This is a genomic window from Marinobacter sp. (assembly GCF_048266785.1).
GTDB lineage: Bacteria > Pseudomonadota > Gammaproteobacteria > Pseudomonadales > Oleiphilaceae > Marinobacter.
In genome coordinates this window covers 399,705-415,842 of sequence record NZ_JBLWYX010000003.1, presented here as the reverse complement: position 1 = coordinate 415,842, position 16,138 = coordinate 399,705, and the positions used below count along the sequence as shown (strand labels likewise).

At 56.0% G+C, this 16,138-nt stretch carries 15 protein-coding genes and 1 riboswitch; of the genes, 9 read left to right on the top strand and 6 right to left on the bottom strand.

All coding sequences use genetic code 11. The annotated features are described in order from the left end of the window. A riboswitch (TPP riboswitch) is annotated at window positions 1-84 on the top strand. This riboswitch is flagged as partial in the annotation. A gap of 47 nt (window positions 85-131) precedes the next feature. Both ACN0V1_RS07420 and ACN0V1_RS07415 read left to right on the top strand, forming a co-directional pair. Next, window positions 132-905, top strand: a complete 774-nt coding sequence (locus ACN0V1_RS07420; protein ID WP_417544381.1) for a 3-oxoacyl-ACP reductase — start codon at window positions 132-134, stop codon at window positions 903-905. Next, window positions 905-2,221: an LLM class flavin-dependent oxidoreductase gene (locus ACN0V1_RS07415; RefSeq protein ID WP_417544380.1), complete on the top strand. Its 1,317-nt coding sequence runs from the start codon at window positions 905-907 to the stop codon at window positions 2,219-2,221. The genes ACN0V1_RS07420 and ACN0V1_RS07415 overlap by 1 nt, the downstream gene beginning before the upstream one ends. A 72-nt stretch (window positions 2,222-2,293) precedes the next feature. On the opposite strand, the gene ACN0V1_RS07410 is transcribed toward ACN0V1_RS07415, so the two are convergent. Continuing rightward, on the bottom strand, window positions 2,294-3,100 hold the full coding sequence (locus tag ACN0V1_RS07410) for an IclR family transcriptional regulator (protein WP_417544379.1): 807 nt from the start codon (window positions 3,098-3,100) through the stop codon (window positions 2,294-2,296). A gap of 191 nt (window positions 3,101-3,291) precedes the next feature. Here ACN0V1_RS07410 and xsc point away from each other — a divergent pair, with 191 nt between their 5' ends. The 3 genes from xsc (at window position 3,292) to ACN0V1_RS07395 (ending at window position 6,983) form a co-directional block, all read left to right on the top strand. Next, window positions 3,292-5,112: a sulfoacetaldehyde acetyltransferase gene (gene xsc / locus ACN0V1_RS07405; RefSeq protein WP_417544378.1), complete on the top strand. Its 1,821-nt coding sequence runs from the start codon at window positions 3,292-3,294 to the stop codon at window positions 5,110-5,112. A gap of 85 nt (window positions 5,113-5,197) precedes the next feature. Further along, a complete protein-coding gene (pta, locus tag ACN0V1_RS07400; RefSeq protein ID WP_417544377.1) occupies window positions 5,198-6,220 on the top strand; it encodes a phosphate acetyltransferase in 1,023 nt (340 codons plus the stop codon). 7 nt (window positions 6,221-6,227) lie between these two features. Beyond that, window positions 6,228-6,983 (top strand): TSUP family transporter, encoded by a 756-nt coding sequence (locus ACN0V1_RS07395; protein ID WP_417544376.1) that lies wholly within the window; start codon window positions 6,228-6,230, stop codon window positions 6,981-6,983. Between the two features lie 10 nt (window positions 6,984-6,993). Here the strand turns inward: ACN0V1_RS07395 and ACN0V1_RS07390 are convergent, their stop codons facing one another. The 4 genes from ACN0V1_RS07390 to ACN0V1_RS07375 all read right to left on the bottom strand — a co-directional run bounded on the left by ACN0V1_RS07390 (window position 6,994) and on the right by ACN0V1_RS07375 (window position 10,504). Beyond that, entirely contained in the window at window positions 6,994-7,368 is a 375-nt protein-coding gene (locus ACN0V1_RS07390) for a Lin0512 family protein (protein WP_417544375.1), read from the bottom strand. Then, window positions 7,361-7,714: a Lin0512 family protein gene (locus ACN0V1_RS07385; protein WP_417544374.1), complete on the bottom strand. Its 354-nt coding sequence runs from the start codon at window positions 7,712-7,714 to the stop codon at window positions 7,361-7,363. The genes ACN0V1_RS07390 and ACN0V1_RS07385 overlap by 8 nt, the downstream gene beginning before the upstream one ends. A gap of 76 nt (window positions 7,715-7,790) precedes the next feature. Then, on the bottom strand, window positions 7,791-9,527 hold the full coding sequence (locus tag ACN0V1_RS07380; RefSeq protein WP_417544373.1) for a cobaltochelatase CobT-related protein: 1,737 nt from the start codon (window positions 9,525-9,527) through the stop codon (window positions 7,791-7,793). After that, window positions 9,524-10,504 carry an AAA family ATPase gene (locus ACN0V1_RS07375; protein ID WP_417544372.1) on the bottom strand — a complete coding sequence of 327 codons (981 nt, stop codon included), beginning with the start codon at window positions 10,502-10,504 and terminating at the stop codon, window positions 9,524-9,526. The genes ACN0V1_RS07380 and ACN0V1_RS07375 overlap by 4 nt, the downstream gene beginning before the upstream one ends. A 306-nt stretch (window positions 10,505-10,810) precedes the next feature. Here ACN0V1_RS07375 and ACN0V1_RS07370 point away from each other — a divergent pair, with 306 nt between their 5' ends. After that, window positions 10,811-11,194 carry a nuclear transport factor 2 family protein gene (locus ACN0V1_RS07370; RefSeq protein ID WP_417544371.1) on the top strand — a complete coding sequence of 128 codons (384 nt, stop codon included), beginning with the start codon at window positions 10,811-10,813 and terminating at the stop codon, window positions 11,192-11,194. A 47-nt stretch (window positions 11,195-11,241) separates the two neighbouring features. After that, window positions 11,242-12,687: an NAD(P)/FAD-dependent oxidoreductase gene (locus ACN0V1_RS07365; RefSeq protein ID WP_417544370.1), complete on the top strand. Its 1,446-nt coding sequence runs from the start codon at window positions 11,242-11,244 to the stop codon at window positions 12,685-12,687. 6 nt (window positions 12,688-12,693) lie between these two features. Here ACN0V1_RS07365 and ACN0V1_RS07360 read toward each other — a convergent pair whose 3' ends face one another. Continuing rightward, window positions 12,694-14,160 carry a PLP-dependent aminotransferase family protein gene (locus ACN0V1_RS07360; protein WP_417544369.1) on the bottom strand — a complete coding sequence of 489 codons (1,467 nt, stop codon included), beginning with the start codon at window positions 14,158-14,160 and terminating at the stop codon, window positions 12,694-12,696. Between the two features lie 304 nt (window positions 14,161-14,464). Here ACN0V1_RS07360 and ACN0V1_RS07355 point away from each other — a divergent pair, with 304 nt between their 5' ends. Continuing rightward, window positions 14,465-15,478: a TRAP transporter substrate-binding protein gene (locus tag ACN0V1_RS07355; protein WP_417544368.1), complete on the top strand. Its 1,014-nt coding sequence runs from the start codon at window positions 14,465-14,467 to the stop codon at window positions 15,476-15,478. Window positions 15,479-15,573: 95 nt separating this feature from the next. Beyond that, window positions 15,574-16,137, top strand: coding sequence for a TRAP transporter small permease (locus ACN0V1_RS07350; RefSeq protein WP_417544367.1), 564 nt, complete (start codon window positions 15,574-15,576; stop codon window positions 16,135-16,137). Window position 16,138 lies beyond the last annotated feature (1 nt).

Here is a 16,138-nt window from a genome sequence, read left to right as displayed (position 1 = left end):
GGGTGTCCTGCTTGCAGGGCTGAGATAACACCCGTTGAACCTGATCCAGTTCACACTGGCGAAGGGATGTCAGCCGCAGGCCCAGCGCCGCATCTGTCACTTCATACCTTCGCCTCAGCCATGAGGTGTCTATGCACAAATCCCTTCGTCTTGATCAACAGCTGGTTTTGATAACCGGTGCTGCCCGCGGTTTGGGTGAGTATCTGGTGCGTGCGTTCCTGCACGAAGGCGCCAGCGTGGTGATCAACTATCGCAACAGCGCCGAAGCGGCGCACAAATTGGCCGGCGAAGAACCGGTACGTGCACTGGCGGTGCAGGCTGACGTGACCGACCGCGCCGCAGTGCAGGCGATGTTTGCCCAGGCCCGTCAGCATTTTGGGTTTCCGGTGACCACCGTTATCAACAACGCCCTGCCGGATTTTTCATTCAATGGCGACGCTCGTCCGAACGCGGAACAGCTAACCTGGGAAAATCTGAACCAGCAGTTTGCCGGTGTGGTAGGCGGTGCGTTGAATACCACCCAAGCGGCACTGCCCGGCATGCGCGAGGCGCGGTTTGGCCGCATTGTGAACGTGGGGACTAATCTGTTCCAGAATCCAGTGGTGCCGTACCACGATTACACCGCGGGCAAAGCGGCGCTGCTGTCGCTTACCCGCACCCTGTCGCAGGACTTGGGGCCGGACAACATCACCGTGAATATGGTGTCGGGCGGCTTACTTCGAACCACCGACGCCTCGGCCGCCACGCCGGAGGCGGTGTTTGATTTTATCGCGGCCAGTACACCGCTGCGCCGGGTGACCACGCCGGCGGAATTTGCCGACGCCACGCTGTTTTTTGCCTCGCCCTGGGCGCGCTCGGTGACCGGGCAAAATCTGGTGGTGGACGGCGGGTTGGTGAAAAACTGATGGCTGCCTCACCGTCAGATCTACGCATGATGCACCTCAACCTATTCCTGATGGGCTGCGGCCATCACCGGGCCGCCTGGCGTCATCCGCAGTCGGCGGTGGAGCAGTTGGGCGATATCCGTTATTACGAGCGTCTGGCGCAAACCGCCGAACGCGGCAAACTGGATGCGGTATTTTTTGCTGACAGCAACGCGGTGGGTAATGTCTCTGATGGAAGCTGGTGGTATCTGGAGCCGCTTACCGCCATCGCCGCCATGCGCCGCGCCACCGAAAACATTGGCTTCATCAGCACCGTATCCAGTACGTTTTATACCCCATTTCACGCCGCACGCCTGGTGGCCTCGTTGGATCATATCTCTGGCGGCCGCATCGGCTGGAACGTGGTTACCTCGATGTTTGATGTGGAAGCCCGCAACCACGGTTACGACGCCATGCCTGACCACGCTGAGCGCTATCGCCGTGCCGACGAGTTTGTGCAGGCGGTGTTGGGGTTGTGGGATTCATGGGCCGATGACGCTTTAACATTTGATCGCCAGGGCCATTACGCCGACCCGGCCAAAGTGCGGCCGATTAACCATAAGGGTGAGTTTTTTCGGGTGGATGGGCCGCTGAATGTACCACGCCCGGTGCAAGGGCATCCGGTACTGTTTCAGGCCGGCGCATCGGAGCCCGGGCGCGAGCTGGCGGCCAGATGCGCCGAAGCGATTTACGCGGTGGCCTACGATTTGCCTGCGGCGCAAAGCTACTATCGCGATATCAAGCGACGGGTGAGAGCGGCCGGTCGCGATGTCAATGTGCCGATTATGCCGGGCCTGGTTACCTACGTGGCACCCACCGAAGCGGAGGCACAGGCCAAGCAACGTGAGTTGGATGAGTTGCTGCCCGCCGATGCGTCTTTGCGCCAGTTGGCCCTGTTCATCGGTCAGGACTGTTCGGGCTGGGATCTGGACTCACCGATGCCAACACTGCCGCCGTTGGCTGAATTCAACGGGCCGCAGGGGCGCTATAGCACCATCTTACGCATTATTGAAACCGAACAACCCACTCTGCGCCAGTTGCTGGGCCGGTTGGCAGCGGGCGGAGGCCACTGCACGGTGGTGGGCACGCCGCAGCAGATCGCCGACAAAATGGAGCATTGGTTCCGCAACGAAGGCGCCGATGGTTTTAACCTGATGCCGCCGTCGTTGCCTGCCGGTATTGAAGACTTTATCGAACAGGTGGCACCGGAACTGCAACACCGTGGGTTATTCCGCACGGAATACCAGAGCAGTACTCTGCGCGCGCATTTAGGCTTGGCGCGTCCTGGCAATTCCTGAACCATGTACCTACTGCTGAAATGAAAACGCCGCATCCAAGGAGGCGGCGTTTTTGCTTCCTATCGGCGCTGCTTAAGCGCTGCTGGCGGCCGGCACGCCTTCTTGGCAAATGGCCGCAATCGCATCGGCTGCGCGGCGCAGGGCGGGCAGATGACTCAGCGCCTGCTCGCGATTCACCCGCATGATCGGGGCCTGCATGGCTACGCCGATATTGGACACGCTGGTGGGATTAGACGCTAACACTGCAATGCACAGCAGGCCAGGCAGAAACTCCTCATCATCAAAAGCGTAACCTTGCTGTTTGACGGTTTCAATTTCCTGCTCCAGAGCCTGGTGGTCAATCAGGGTGTTGTGGGTGAACTGCTTCAGTGGCATATCCGCCAACAGGCGACGGCGCTGAGCTGAGGCCATTTGCGCCAGAAACAGCTTGCCGCTGGCGGAGCAGTGCACCGGTACGCGCGACCCTGGATGCAAGTAAAAACGTAGGGGCGCCGGTGTTTCAACTCGATCCAGATACAGAATTTCGCCACCAGATAGGGCGGTGATGTTGCAACTTTCACCGATGTCTTCCACCAATGACGTCAGTATGGCGTGGCGCGCGCCGCGTACGGTGTCGTTCAATAGCAGATTTTCCGCCAGCCGGCGCAAGCGCCCGCCGCGGCTATAATGGCGGCCATCGGCTTCGCGCTGCAGCATGCCCGAGTTTTCTAACTGCTGCAGCATGCGGTGTAGGGTGGGCTTGGGCATGCCCGTTTCTTCAACCATCCCCTGCAGGGTAAAGAACTGATCTTTCTCCGAGATCACTTCCAGAAGCGTCAGTAAACGTTGCGCCGGCGTGTCGCCTTCTAGGCGGTTCGCATCTGATTTGGTTGTGCTCATAGTGTTGTCCCCTTCCAAGGTGCCGACTATGTTTTATTTCGGAAAATAAAGCAATTTGTATGATTTTCTGAAATCTGAGTTGACGATGCCTTAAGATAAGTCTAAATTCGTTGGTATTCCGTTTTCCGGAATGAAATATACTATAAAATGAATTATAGGCGAAAAGCCTGGCACTACTCCGGAGATAACTCATGAGCACAAACAACAACACAGATAATCGTCAGGTCGTTGAAGGCAAACAGAAGATGACGCCTTCTGAAGCGTTTGTAGAAACGCTGGTCGCCAACGGCGTGACCGACATGTTCGGCATCATGGGCTCGGCCTTTATGGACGCCATGGACATTTTCGCCCCAGCCGGCATTCGCCTGATTCCCGTAGTACACGAGCAGGGTTCGGCCCACATGGCCGACGGTTATGCCCGTGTATCTGGTCGCCACGGTGTACTGATCGGCCAGAACGGCCCCGGTGTATCCAATAGCGTTACCGGTATTGCGGCGGCTTTCTGGGCCCACAGTCCGGTGGTCATCATTACGCCGGAAACTGGCACAACCGGCATTGGCCTGGGTGGTTTCCAAGAGTGTAACCAGCTGCCGATGTTTCAGGAATTTGTAAAATACCAGGGCCACGTAACCCATCCGTCGCGCATGGCTGAGTACACCGGCCGTTGTTTTGACCGTGCCATGTCGGAGATCGGGCCTACCCAGCTGAACATTCCCCGTGACTACTTCTACGGTGAAATTGAAGCCGAAATTCCCAAGCCTGCGCGCTTGGACCGCGGCCCCGGCGGCGGTAAGAGTCTGGATGAAGCTGCTGAAATGCTCGCCAATGCCCGTTTCCCGGTGATTGTTTCCGGTGGTGGTGTGGTGATGGCAGACGGCGTAGAAGCTTGTAAAGCCCTGGCTGAACGTTTGGGCGCACCGGTGGTTAACAGCTACCAGCACAACGATTCTTTCCCCGCCAGCCACCCACTATGGTGTGGCCCATTGGGCTACCAGGGTTCCAAAGCAGGTATGAAACTGATGGCTCAGGCCGACGTGGTGCTGGCGTTGGGAACGCGCCTTGGACCCTTTGGTACCCTGCCGCAGCATGGCATGGACTACTGGCCGAAGGATGCAAAAATCATCCAGATTGACGCCGACCACAAAATGCTGGGCCTAGTGAAGAAGATTGCCGTTGGCATTTGTGGCGATGCCAAAGACTCGGCTGAAGCGCTGACCGAACGCCTGAAGGGCCGTGATCTGGTTTGTGACGCCACTCGTGACGAGCGCGCTGATCTGATCGCCAGCGAAAAAGCTGCCTGGGAAAAGGAGCTGGACGAGTGGACTCACGAAAAAGACCCGTTCAGCCTCGACGCCATTGAAGAGGCAGAGAACGAAACACCGTTCTCCGGTGGTGCTTACCTGCATCCGCGCCAGGTACTGCGCGAGCTGGAAAAGGCCATGCCGGAAAACGTTATGGTGTCTACCGATATTGGTAACATTAATGCCGTAGCGCACAGCTATCTGCGCTTTGACAAGCCACGCAGCTTCTTTGCCCCAATGAGCTTTGGTAACTGCGGTTACGCATTCCCGACCATTATGGGTGCCAAAGTTGCCGCGCCTGAGCGCCCGGCCATTGCCTATACCGGTGACGGTGCCTGGGGCATGAGCCTGATGGAAACCATGACTGCGGTTCGTCACGACATCCCGGTAACCGTGGTGGTCTTCCATAATCGCCAATGGGGCGCCGAGAAGAAGAACCAGGTTGAATTCTACAACCGTCGCTTCGTTGCTGGTGAGCTGGACAACCAGAGCTTCGCTGAAATCGGACGCGCCATGGGGGCCGAGGGCGTGACCGTTGATAGCCTGGACGATGTAGGTCCGGCGCTGAAGAAAGCGATCAATATGCAGATGAACGAAGGTAAAACCACCATCATCGAAATCATGTGTACCCGCGAGCTGGGCGACCCGTTCCGCCGCGATGCGCTGAAGAAGCCGGTGCGTTTGCTTGAGAAGTACCAGGACTACGTGTAACGCATAGCGTTGCCGATAGAACTTACCCCCGGCCTTGCCGGGGGTTTTACGTTACGCCGCCCTTTCTGGTGGCCAGGCAGGTACTATGAAAGCCCTGAATCAAATACTGGAAAATGCAAAGCAGTCACCACGGCGCATCGTATTGTGCGAAGCGGACGACGAGCGCGTGTTGCGCGGCGCAGTGAGAGCCGCTGAAGCTGGCATTGCGCAGGTGATTATGGTTGCCGCGGCGGACACCGTTGCCGCAACAGCTGCGCGTTGTGACATTGATGTGTCGGCAATTGACGTTGTCGATCCCGCCAGCTCGCCGTTAACGGAAAGTCTGGCGCAAGCGCTGTACACACTGCGCGAGAAAAAGGGCATGACCCGCAAACAGGCCGATGCCAGCGTACGTGATCCCCTGTGTTTCGCCAACATGATGGTGCGCGAAGGCCACGCTGATGGTTCAGTAGCAGGCGCTGTGAATACCACCGCCAATGTGGTGCGCAGCGCCATCCAGATTCTTGGACTCGCACCGGGTACCACCCTGGTATCCAGCTTCTTTCTGATGATGCTGTGCAAACCCTTTCACAACCTGAAAGGTGGAATGATCTTCTCTGATTGCGGCTTGGTGATCGATCCAGATGCCACCGAATTATCGCAAATTGCCCTGGCAGCGGCTGACAGCGCGGAAGCATTGCTGGGTGAGGAAGCCCGAATTGCCATGCTATCGTTTTCCACTAGTGGCAGTGCCCAACATAGCCACATTGATAAAGTGCGCTCGGCAGCACAGGCAGTAAAACGCCTGCGACCGGGTATCGCAATTGATGAGGACGTGCAGTTGGATGCGGCGATTGTAGCTGATATCGCAGAGCGCAAATTGCCCGACTCCAAAGTGAAAGGCAGAGCCAATGTACTGATTTTCCCCAGCCTGGAAGCGGGTAATATCGGTTACAAGCTGGCGGAGCGGATTGGCGGAGCGGAAGCCATTGGGCCACTGTTGCAGGGCTTGAACAAACCGGCCAATGATCTGTCGCGGGGCTGCAGCGTGGATGATATTTACCACGTAATTGCGGTAACCACGGTGCAGGCTCAGTCTGCGGCCCAGCGTGCTGGCCACGTGGTATAACGCTGCAGTGGATATTCTGCTGAATGTACCCTGGTTATTTCTGCTGATTGCCGCGTTTGCCGGTTATTTTCAGACCGTCACCGGTTTTGGCCTGGGTATGATTGTTATGGGTTTGGCTGGCGGCATGGGCATTGCACCGGTGACCTCAGTCGCCGCTGTGATTAGCCTGATGACCTTGGCAAACTGCGTGGTTGCGCTGCCTGGGCGCTTACACCACGTTTACTGGCCGTCGGTCGCCTTCGCTGCGGCCGCCATTGTGCCGTCTATTATGCTCGGCGTGCTGATGCTGAATTACCTGAGCAGCAGTGCCTCTGTCATAATGCGTGTGTTGTTGGGTGTTGTGATTATTTATGGCGCCGCTGGCTTACTGTTGAAGCTGAACCAGCAGCAACATGTTGCTGGTAAGGGCAGTTTTGCGTTGTTTGGTGGGCTGTCGGGATTTTTAGGCGGCCTATTTGGTATTGCCGGGCCGCCACTGATTTACCACTACTACCGCCAGCCTCTGGAGCCCATCCGCATCCGCAACACCCTGATCCTGCTGTTTGCGGTTACGTCCGGGGTGCGTACTTTATTTGTAATCAGTCAGGGCCAAATGAACGCAAACATTTTGCAGCTCACCGCCTGGGCGTTCCCGGTGGTGGCCGTGGCCACTTGGCTGGGCCGGCACTGGCCGCCGCCGTTGTCGGCGCAAACCATGCGCCGGCTGGTGTTTGCGCTGCTGATACTGATTGGCGCGTCACTGATTGTGATAGGCATTTTTTAATCGGCGTGCATCACTGACCAGGTGACGACAACCGCCAGGCGCCGGGTTCGATGGGCAAAAACGCCGCGATCGCTGCGGTCGCAATCACGTGGGTGGTGCCATTATCCGGATCGTGCACGTTCAGGCCACCGTGCACGGCCCTTACTTCGGCCCGGCCACGGGGCAGTTCAGCGGCAACTACATCACAATCCACTTTGTCTGGATGCTGCACACCAATCGTCACTTCTACCCGCATCTGCAAGTGGTCGTAGCCCATGGTTTTTATCAGCACCAGGGAGGAATGACGCAGGGCATCCTGCACCGCCCGGCAAGCGGCTTTGGTGTAATCCTCCCCGTACAGCGAATTGCTGCTGCCCATCTCCAGAATAATGCGCTGCTCAGTCATGATTGGGCTCCATATCAAAGGACACGATAATCGCGGCGTTGGCGATCACGCTGGTGCCGCTGCCATCAGGTTTGTCCACGTCCAGCCCGCCTTTGGTTAGCGTAATGCTGGGTTGGCCATAGGGGAATACGGCGAGCAGTGCCTCGGTGTTCACTTGTTCCGGCTTTTGCACGCCGATTTCCACATCAATCAGCATGGCCTCGCGGGGGAAGCCAAAGGCATCGGCAACGTTCAGGGAGTTGTGCCACAGTGCATCACGAATGGCTCGGGCGCAGGCCTCGGTGTAATTGCGGCTGCGAATGGAAGTGCCCATGCCAAACTGATGGGCCACGCGGGTTTTTGCCATCAAACGAATCCTCGGTGAATCGGCCTTAGGGTGTCCGCTACGCCGTTACTTCAACGGCGACAGTGTCTTGTCGCGTTTAGCGCCGTTTGCGGTGACCAATCAACTGAACGATTTCCTCAAACAGGTGGTTGTCCAGCACTTGGGACATATCGGTGGCCAGGCAGTGGCGGTAAAACGGGCTTAAATCCAGGCCTACGCCGAGCCCCAGAATATCAACTTCGCCCTGGCGTTCGCGCCGGGCCAGCACTTCTTTTAGGTGATTATCCAGATAGAAGGCGTCGTTGGTCAGATTGGTGGCGCTGTCGGCCGGGCAACCGTCTGAAATTACCATTAGAATTTTTCGGCTTTCGCTGCGCGCCAGCAGGCGATTGCAGGCCCAGTCCACTGCTTCGCCATCAATGCCTTCGCGGAACAGGTCGCCTTTTAACAAGGCGGCAATGTCGCGGCGGCTGCGGCGCCAGCCCCGGTCGGCGCTTTTAAACACCAGATAGCAGATTTCGTTTAGCCGACCAGGGTAGGCTGGACGGCCTTGGCGTATCCATTCTTTATATGGCTTGCCGCCATTCCAGGTGTTGGTGGTAAAGCCCAGCAGTTCGCTGCTGGCGCCAATCATATCCAAAGCGCGAATCAGAATGTCGGCAAGCATGGCCACCGGCTCACTTTGGTGGCGCATAGAGCCAGAGCAGTCGATGAGAATGCTGACCACGCAATCGGCCACCGGCCGCTGGCGTTCCTGATAGAACAGCCGGCGTTCGGTAGGCGAACTGACCAGCTGCGCCAGGCGGCGGCCGTCTATACGGCCTTCTTCTTCGCCGTACAGCCAACCATCGCGCTGCAGTGTGGCCAATATCGCCGCAAGTTGGCGCGCGATGCGCTGCACGTTAATGCCTTGTTCAGCGATGCCGGCGTCTAAACGCTCGCGGTACGCTTCCAACTGGGCGGCGCGTACCAGACCGGCGGCGGATACTTCGCGGTCGTGGGCTGTTGTGTATACGGTATAACCCTGCTGGTTTTCGCCAAAGGCTTTGCTGGTGCCGCTACGGGCGCTGGCAAAACCGTCGTCATCGCCGTCCTGGTCAAAGTCTAGCAGCAGGGCGAAGCCTTTCTGTTCGTCTTCGTCATCATCCTTGTTGTTTTCGTCATTATCGGCGCTTTGGCCTGAGCGCTGGGCTTCAATAAGGTTATCAATCAGCTCGGCAATGGCCAGGGCGTGGGGAATATACGCTGCTTGATCGAGTCGGTTGCGGCGCAACCCAGCTAGCGCGGTGCCCATAGACGAAGCGAGTGAAAAGCGTGTGCTCTCAATAAAATCTTCGGTTTCTTCCAGTACCTGGCGGGCGTTCAGTCTGGCCCAACACATCTGGGCTACGGTGTATAAAAGAATGCCACTGCTGCCTTCGGCGCTGCCAGAGGTATAGAAATCATGGGACCAGCGCTCAAAACGCTGCTCCAGGTTGGCTACCACGCCCGTAAGCCGGGCCGGCACCAAGGTTTCTACTCGTAACTGTTCCAGCAATTCGAACACCAAGCGCGCAATGGGCTTTATCGGACAATGGGCTTTATGCAGTTTGGCATCGCTGTACAACAGGCGTAACGCCATGCCGTCCGCCGCAGCGCGGCAATCGATGAACGACGCGACCGCGGTATCAATGCGGTGATGGGGCGCGTGCATGGGCAGGCGATGTTCACCCTGATACAGGCGTTTGCCGCGAAAGTGTAGGTTGGCCTCGCCACTGATGGCCCGGATAGACGCGGCACACAGCTCTTCCACCCGTTGCTGGCGGCGAGCCTGCTTCTGGGGGGTGCTGCTCATGGGGTGAACGACTCTTTCAGCCAGGATTCGTCCAGCTCTTCATCAAAGCTGCGCTGATAGTATTCGGCTACAATTGAGCGTTCAGCGTCGTCGCATTTGTTCAGAAATGACAAGCGGAACGCCAAAGCCGGATTGCGGAAAATCTCGCAGTTCTCGGCCCAGGTAATCACCGTACGAGGCGACATCAGGGTGGAAATATCGCCGGCGGCAAAGCCCTTGCGGGTCAGGTCGGCCACGCTCACCATGGCATCAATCAGTTGGCGGCCTTTTTCACTGTCTTTTTCTGGCACTCGCGCCAGCACAATGGCGGCTTCCTCTTTGGCGCTCAAATAGTCCAGCTTGGCCACAATGTTCCAGCGGTCAATCTGCGCGTGGTTCAGTACCTGGGTGCCCTGGTACATGCCCGACATATTGCCCAGGCCCACGGTGTTGGCGGTGGCAAACAGGCGGAAATAGGGGTGCGGGTGAATCACCCGGTTCTGATCCAGCAGTGAAAAGTGTCCGTCGCGCTCCAGAATGCGCTGAATCACAAACATCACATCGGGCCGGCCGGCGTCATACTCGTCAAAAATCAGCGCCACTGGGCGCTGCAGTGACCAGGGCACAATGCCTTCCTGGAATTCCGTTACCTGCACGCCGTCGCGAACTACGATGGTGTCTTTACCCACCAGATCCAGGCGGCTGATGTGGCCATCCAGATTCACCCGCAGGCACGGCCAGTTCAGGCGTGCGGCGACTTGCTCTATATGGGTGGACTTGCCGGTGCCATGCAGGCCCTGAACCATCACCCGGCGGTTGCGGGTGAAGCCGGCCAGAATGGCCAGAGTCACGTCTGGGTTAAAACGATAAGCCTCGTCAATTTCCGGAACATACTCATCCCTGAAGCTGAAGGCCGGAACCTCAAGGTCGCTGTCTATGCCGAAGAGTTCGCGTACTGAACGCAGTGTATCGGGCTTGATGCCTGGAAAATCTTTCATCTGTGTCTCCTCGGGCCGACAGGGCGTGGGTCAGAAAGGTTGTGAGCCCTCACATCGTATTGTTCTAAGACCTATAGACTAACTCACTACAAAAAATATGAAAAGCGGAACATGGTGTTTCACTTTATAGAATATATGATCTAAAACTTAATAACAGGGTTGTCGCCCGAGCTGGTTCTGGCCCAAACAGAGTGTTGAAACTGGCGCTAATGACCACATGCCCCAGGGAGTAAACTGGCTTTTCGCACGTATCCCATGCCAATGGGCGCGAATAACAATGACAAATTCTTTTAAGTGGAGTTCATTATGAGCCAGCCTACCGTTGCCTTTCTGCAAGCCTTCAGCAATGCACTTAACAATCACGACATTGACGCCGTAATGGAAATGATGACCGACGATTGCGTGTTCAACGCCGTAGCCGGGCCAGAATTGCAGGGCAAGAGCTTTGTTGGCCAGGCAGAAGTGCGCCAGGGGCTTGAAGCTGCCTGGAAAAACGCGTCGGACGCTTGTTGGGTAGATGCTGAACACCACGTGATTGGCGATAAAGGCTTTTCTGAAAGCACCTATAAAGGCACCGCCGCTGATGGCGCACGCACCGAAGCACGTATGATCGACGCGTTCACTTTCCGCGATGGCAAAATCGCCGTTAAGAACGCGTTCCGTAAGAATCGTCCTCCCGTAAACGCTTGAGTCTTTTTTGGGCTGAAGTAGGGTCATCCAATCGCGAGGAACCGGTCATGGAATCTGTAGAACTGAACAATAAAACCGATGTAAATGTCGAGCAGCGCACTCAGCCTTCGCTGCCTTACGATCCGGCTTATGATCCGCTGAAAAGCCCAACGCCCGGCGTTGGGCGGGATTACGCGCCGACCTACTGGATCGGCACGGCGGGCGAGCCTCCGGAAGACGATGGCCCGGTACAAGGTAATATAGATGCCGACGTGGTGATTGTGGGCTCCGGCTTTACCGGGCTCACAGCCGCTATTTTTCTGGCGCAGAACTACGGTATTAAAGCCACGGTGCTAGAAGCCAATCGCACAAGCTGGGGTTGTTCTACTCGCAACGGTGGGCAGGCTCAGTGCGCTACCGGGCGCCTGAAGCGCTCCCAGTGGATAGACCGTTATGGCCTTAAAACCGCGCACAAGCTGCACCAGGAATGCCTGGATGGGATGGAAACGTTCAAAGAGCTGATTAAAGACATTGATTGCGAACCGCAGCCGGGCGGCCATCTGTACATTGCGCACCGCGACAAGCAGATGCCGATTCTGGAAAAAGAAGCCAAGCTACTGCGCGAAACCTTTAATTACGACGCTCGGATCATGGATGCCGAAACGGTGAAGCGCGACTGGTTTGGTGATCAGGAAGCCGCCGGCGCCATGCACGAACCGGAAGGTATTGGGATTCATGCTGGTAAGCTGGCGTTTGGCTACCATCGCAAAGCCCGCGCTTTGGGCGTGAAGATCCATCCGGCCAGCCCGGTGCAAGGTTGGGAAACCCACGACGGTGTGCATTATTTGCGCACCCCCGGTGGCGTGGTGAAGGCCCGTGCCGTGGGTATGGCGACTGGTGGCTACACCTCACAAAGCCTGCACCCGCAGTTGAAAAACCGCCTGCTGCCCATTTTGTCCAACTCGATTGTGACCCGTAAGCTCACAGACGACGAGGTCAAAGCCTGCAACATGCACACCCGGCAAGTGATCACGGACACGCGGATTCTACGCCACTACTACCGCCTGCTACCTGATAACCGCTTGCAGATCGGTAGCCGCAGCGCCATTGCTGGCCGCGATGCGCCGCAAAGCAAATACAAGGAAATGCTGGTTGGCGATATGCATCGCAAGTTCCCGCTACTACAAGGTATCGAGCTTGACTATTCTTGGTGGGGTTGGGTGGATGTCAGCCACGATATGATGCCGCGTATTTTTCAGGCGGATCCGAAGGAAACCATCTATTACGCTCTGGGTTATGGCGGTAACGGTGTGATGTATTCAGCGCAGGCTGGCAAGCGCCTGGCACAGTTGATCGCTGGCGATAAAACAGGAATGGATATGCCGATCTTTGAATCGCAACTGCCATTCCCCAATGTCAAGGAAGTGGTGGAGTCGCAGGTATTTGCGCCTTTCCGCCGCTTTGGTCAGAGTTTTCTGTATCGTTGGTACGCGTTCAAAGACGAGCGTCCGTAAACCGAATCAGCGTTCGCGCATTGCCTCCGGCACTAATCGCGCCAGGCGTTCCAGACCTGGCTCGATTTTATCTTCCTGAATGGCGGAAAAACCCAAGCGCAAGTACCCACTGTACGCCTTGTCAAAGTAATAAATATCCCCGCACTCAATCAATATACTTTGCTTTCTGGCCAACGCCTGCAGTTTGCGAAAATCCAGACCTTCCGGTGCTTTCAGCCAGAAGCTGGTGCCACCAAGGTTAGACGATGTGATGAACTTAGGCAGGTGGGTTTGCAGCGCTTTGCTCATGCGCTGCCAGCGCCGCTTGAAGGTACGGTGAACCTGGCGCAGCAGTACATCGTGGTAGCCCCGTTCCAGAAACAGTGCCAGCGAGCGCTGATTGTTGGTGGGCGGGTGGCGCAGCATCAGCCGGCGAATAGCGCGGGCCTCACGAATTAACGTGGGGTGGGCCACCATATAGCCCAGGCGAAGACCGGGTGACAGAGTTTTCGACAGACTGCCCACGTAAATAACCCGGTCGTGACGGTCCAGACTTTTCAGCGCCGGCGTAGGGTTGCTCTGGTAATTGGTTTCGCTGTCATAATCGTCTTCGATGATCAGAAAGTTGTTCATTTCCGCCAGGTCCAGCAGGTGCCGCCGCCGTTCCAGTGGCATGGTGGCGCCGGTGGGGCATTGGTGGCTGGGCGTTACATAAACCAGCTGGCAATCGCTGATGGTGTCGTCTGGGCGCATGCCCTGGGCGTCTACTGGTAACAATTGAATGTTGTCGGTCAGCAGGCGAGCAATGTTGTACATATCCACATAGCCCGGATGTTCCATGCCAAAACGTCGGCCCGGTTTCAACAACAGTTGGGCCACGGTCCATAGCGCCTGCTGGGTACCAACGGTAATCAATATTTGTTCCGGCTTGGCCCACACTCCACGCCTGGGCAACAGGCGAGTGCGAATTTGCTCAATCAGCAGCGGGTCGTCTTCGCTGAAGTGATCCACAGACCAACTGCGAATGGCCGGCACACTCATGGAATCGCGGCTACATTCGCGCCAGTGCTGAGTGGGGAATAGGCTTGGATCTAGCTGGCCATATACGAATGGGTAGTCGTAACGATGCCAATCGCTGGGCTTGCGGATGCTTTGCTGGCGGGAAGGGCGGGCCGTTAACAGAGTTTCCCAGGGCATGGGTTCGGCTTCTATGTCGTTCAGCCGTATGGGTTTTTCAGCGCGACCTTCAAGCACGTCGGCGTTTACAAAGAAGCCGCTGCGACTTTTGGAAATCAGGTAACCGTCGTCTAACAGCTGTTCATAAGCCAGAACGACGGTGTTTCTTGCTATTTTCAGTTCATCGGCCAGTTTGCGGCTGGAAGGCAGGGCTTTGTCCAGAGGAATCTGGCCATCGAGAATAGCGTTGGCGATCTGTTCGCGCAGTTGGCGTTGCAGACTCTCTGGTAATTTCGAGTCTAAATGGAAAAGTAGCATGGTGCCGGAGCTCTGTTCTTTTTTTGGATAATGAGAATTATGATCGATTATCGCACGGTTGTTGTAATTGACAAGTATTTGAGACGACTAGAGTTTTTTAGAACATCCTTCAGACTGGCCCAATACAAGGTTGCTGGCTGGCTCTATGGATTATAAGAATGAGTGCGTAAAAAAGAAGTGTCAGTCGTTAATGTTGCAGTAACAACACAATAATAGACGCGTTCAAATGTCAAGGTCAGACAGGCGTTATCAAAACACCCGCTGGCAATGACTGTCACAACAACAACAAGGCTTGGAGATTATTATGCGCACACACAAACTGACACTTCCTGTTGTCGTATCTGCCGCCTGCTTAGCGTTCAGCGCCAGCGCTATGTCCGCTACCTGGAAAATGGCCATTGGCGATGCTGCCGGTGGTACCCAGTATGAGCTTGGGAAAACCTTTGCCGCGGAGATGAATAAGCGCACCAATGGCAAAGTGAATATCAATCTGTTTCCCAATGGTCAGCTTGGTAGTGAACAGGACACCATCAACAACGCCAGTATGGGCATTCTTGACCTGTCCATTCTTGCTATTAACAACATCACGCCGTTTTCCCCTACCGTTGGCGTTATGACTCTTCCGTATGTGATTCGGGGGCCTGAAGACGCCAAGCTGCTAACCCAGGGTGATGTGGGCCAGCAGATGACCGAAAACACCATTCGCGACGCCGGGGTGCGTATTCTGGGTTGGGCCTATTCCGGTTGCCGTCGCCTGAGCAACTCGGCTAAACCGGTGGCGTCGCCGTCAGATCTGGACGGTTTGGTGATTCGGGTACCGAAAAACGAAATCATGATTGCGTCTTATCAGGCATGGGGCGTTAACCCAAGCCCGCTGGCGTGGTCTGAAACCTTTACCGCTCTGCAGCAGGGCGTTGTTGATGGCCAGGACAACCCGTACATCACCATCGACGCTATGAAGTTCTACGAAGTTCAGAAGTACATCACCGACAGCTGCTACGTGTTCTCGCTGGAGCCGCTGATTATGGGTGAGGGCGCGTTCCAGAGCCTAAGCCCGGAAATGCAGACTACTGTTATCGAAGCCGGCAAAGCCGCAACACAGCACAGCTATGACTACTTGTTGGCCAGTGAAGAAGGCATCAAAAAGCGTCTGATCGAAGAACAAGGTATGACCATTGTTCAGCCTGCGAACGATGAAAAAGAGTGGATTGAACAGGCAACGAGCATTTGGCCGCGCTTCTACGACAGCATCGGCGGCAAGGACAAGCTTGATGATGTGTTGAGTGTTTTGGGCCGCGAGCCCGCACCCGCCAAGTAAACCGTAAACCCGTGCAAAATACGCGGTCCCCCAGGCTGGCCTACCCGGCCCGCCTGGGTGGTGTTTTCGGGGTCTTTCATCAGGTGGTCACTGATATGAAGAACATTCTATTCAAAATAATCGAAAACCTTGAGAACTACTTGTGTCAGTTTCTCCTGGTCACCTTTGTTGTTTTGTTGTTTCTCCAGATCGTGCTGAGAAATATATTCAGCTACTCAATCCCCTGGGGTGACGAGCTGGCAACCTATGCCTTCGTCTGGTTTGCTTATCTGGGCGCGGCTTATGCCACCAAAATGTCGGCCCACAACCGGGTTACCTTTCAGTTCAAGTTGTTTCCGCGTTGGGTAGAAACGTTCTGCGCGGTACTCACCGACATTATCTGGATCGGCTTTAACGCCGTCTTTGTTTATCTGAGCTACGACTTTGTGTTTAACAAAATGAACCTGTTCTGGAAATCCCAGACCATGGGTATTCCAATGAAATATTTTTACTTTATTCTGCCGATCGCATTTACCGCCATGACTCTGCGCATCATCCAGAACAATTACCTGCGCTTTGTTAAAAAAGTAGATCTTGTCGACCCCGAAGCCAAGGCTCTTGAGAGCCTGAAAAAAGGCGAAGAAGAAAACGCTAACCACGAGGCCGCGGGGGAGAAATAAG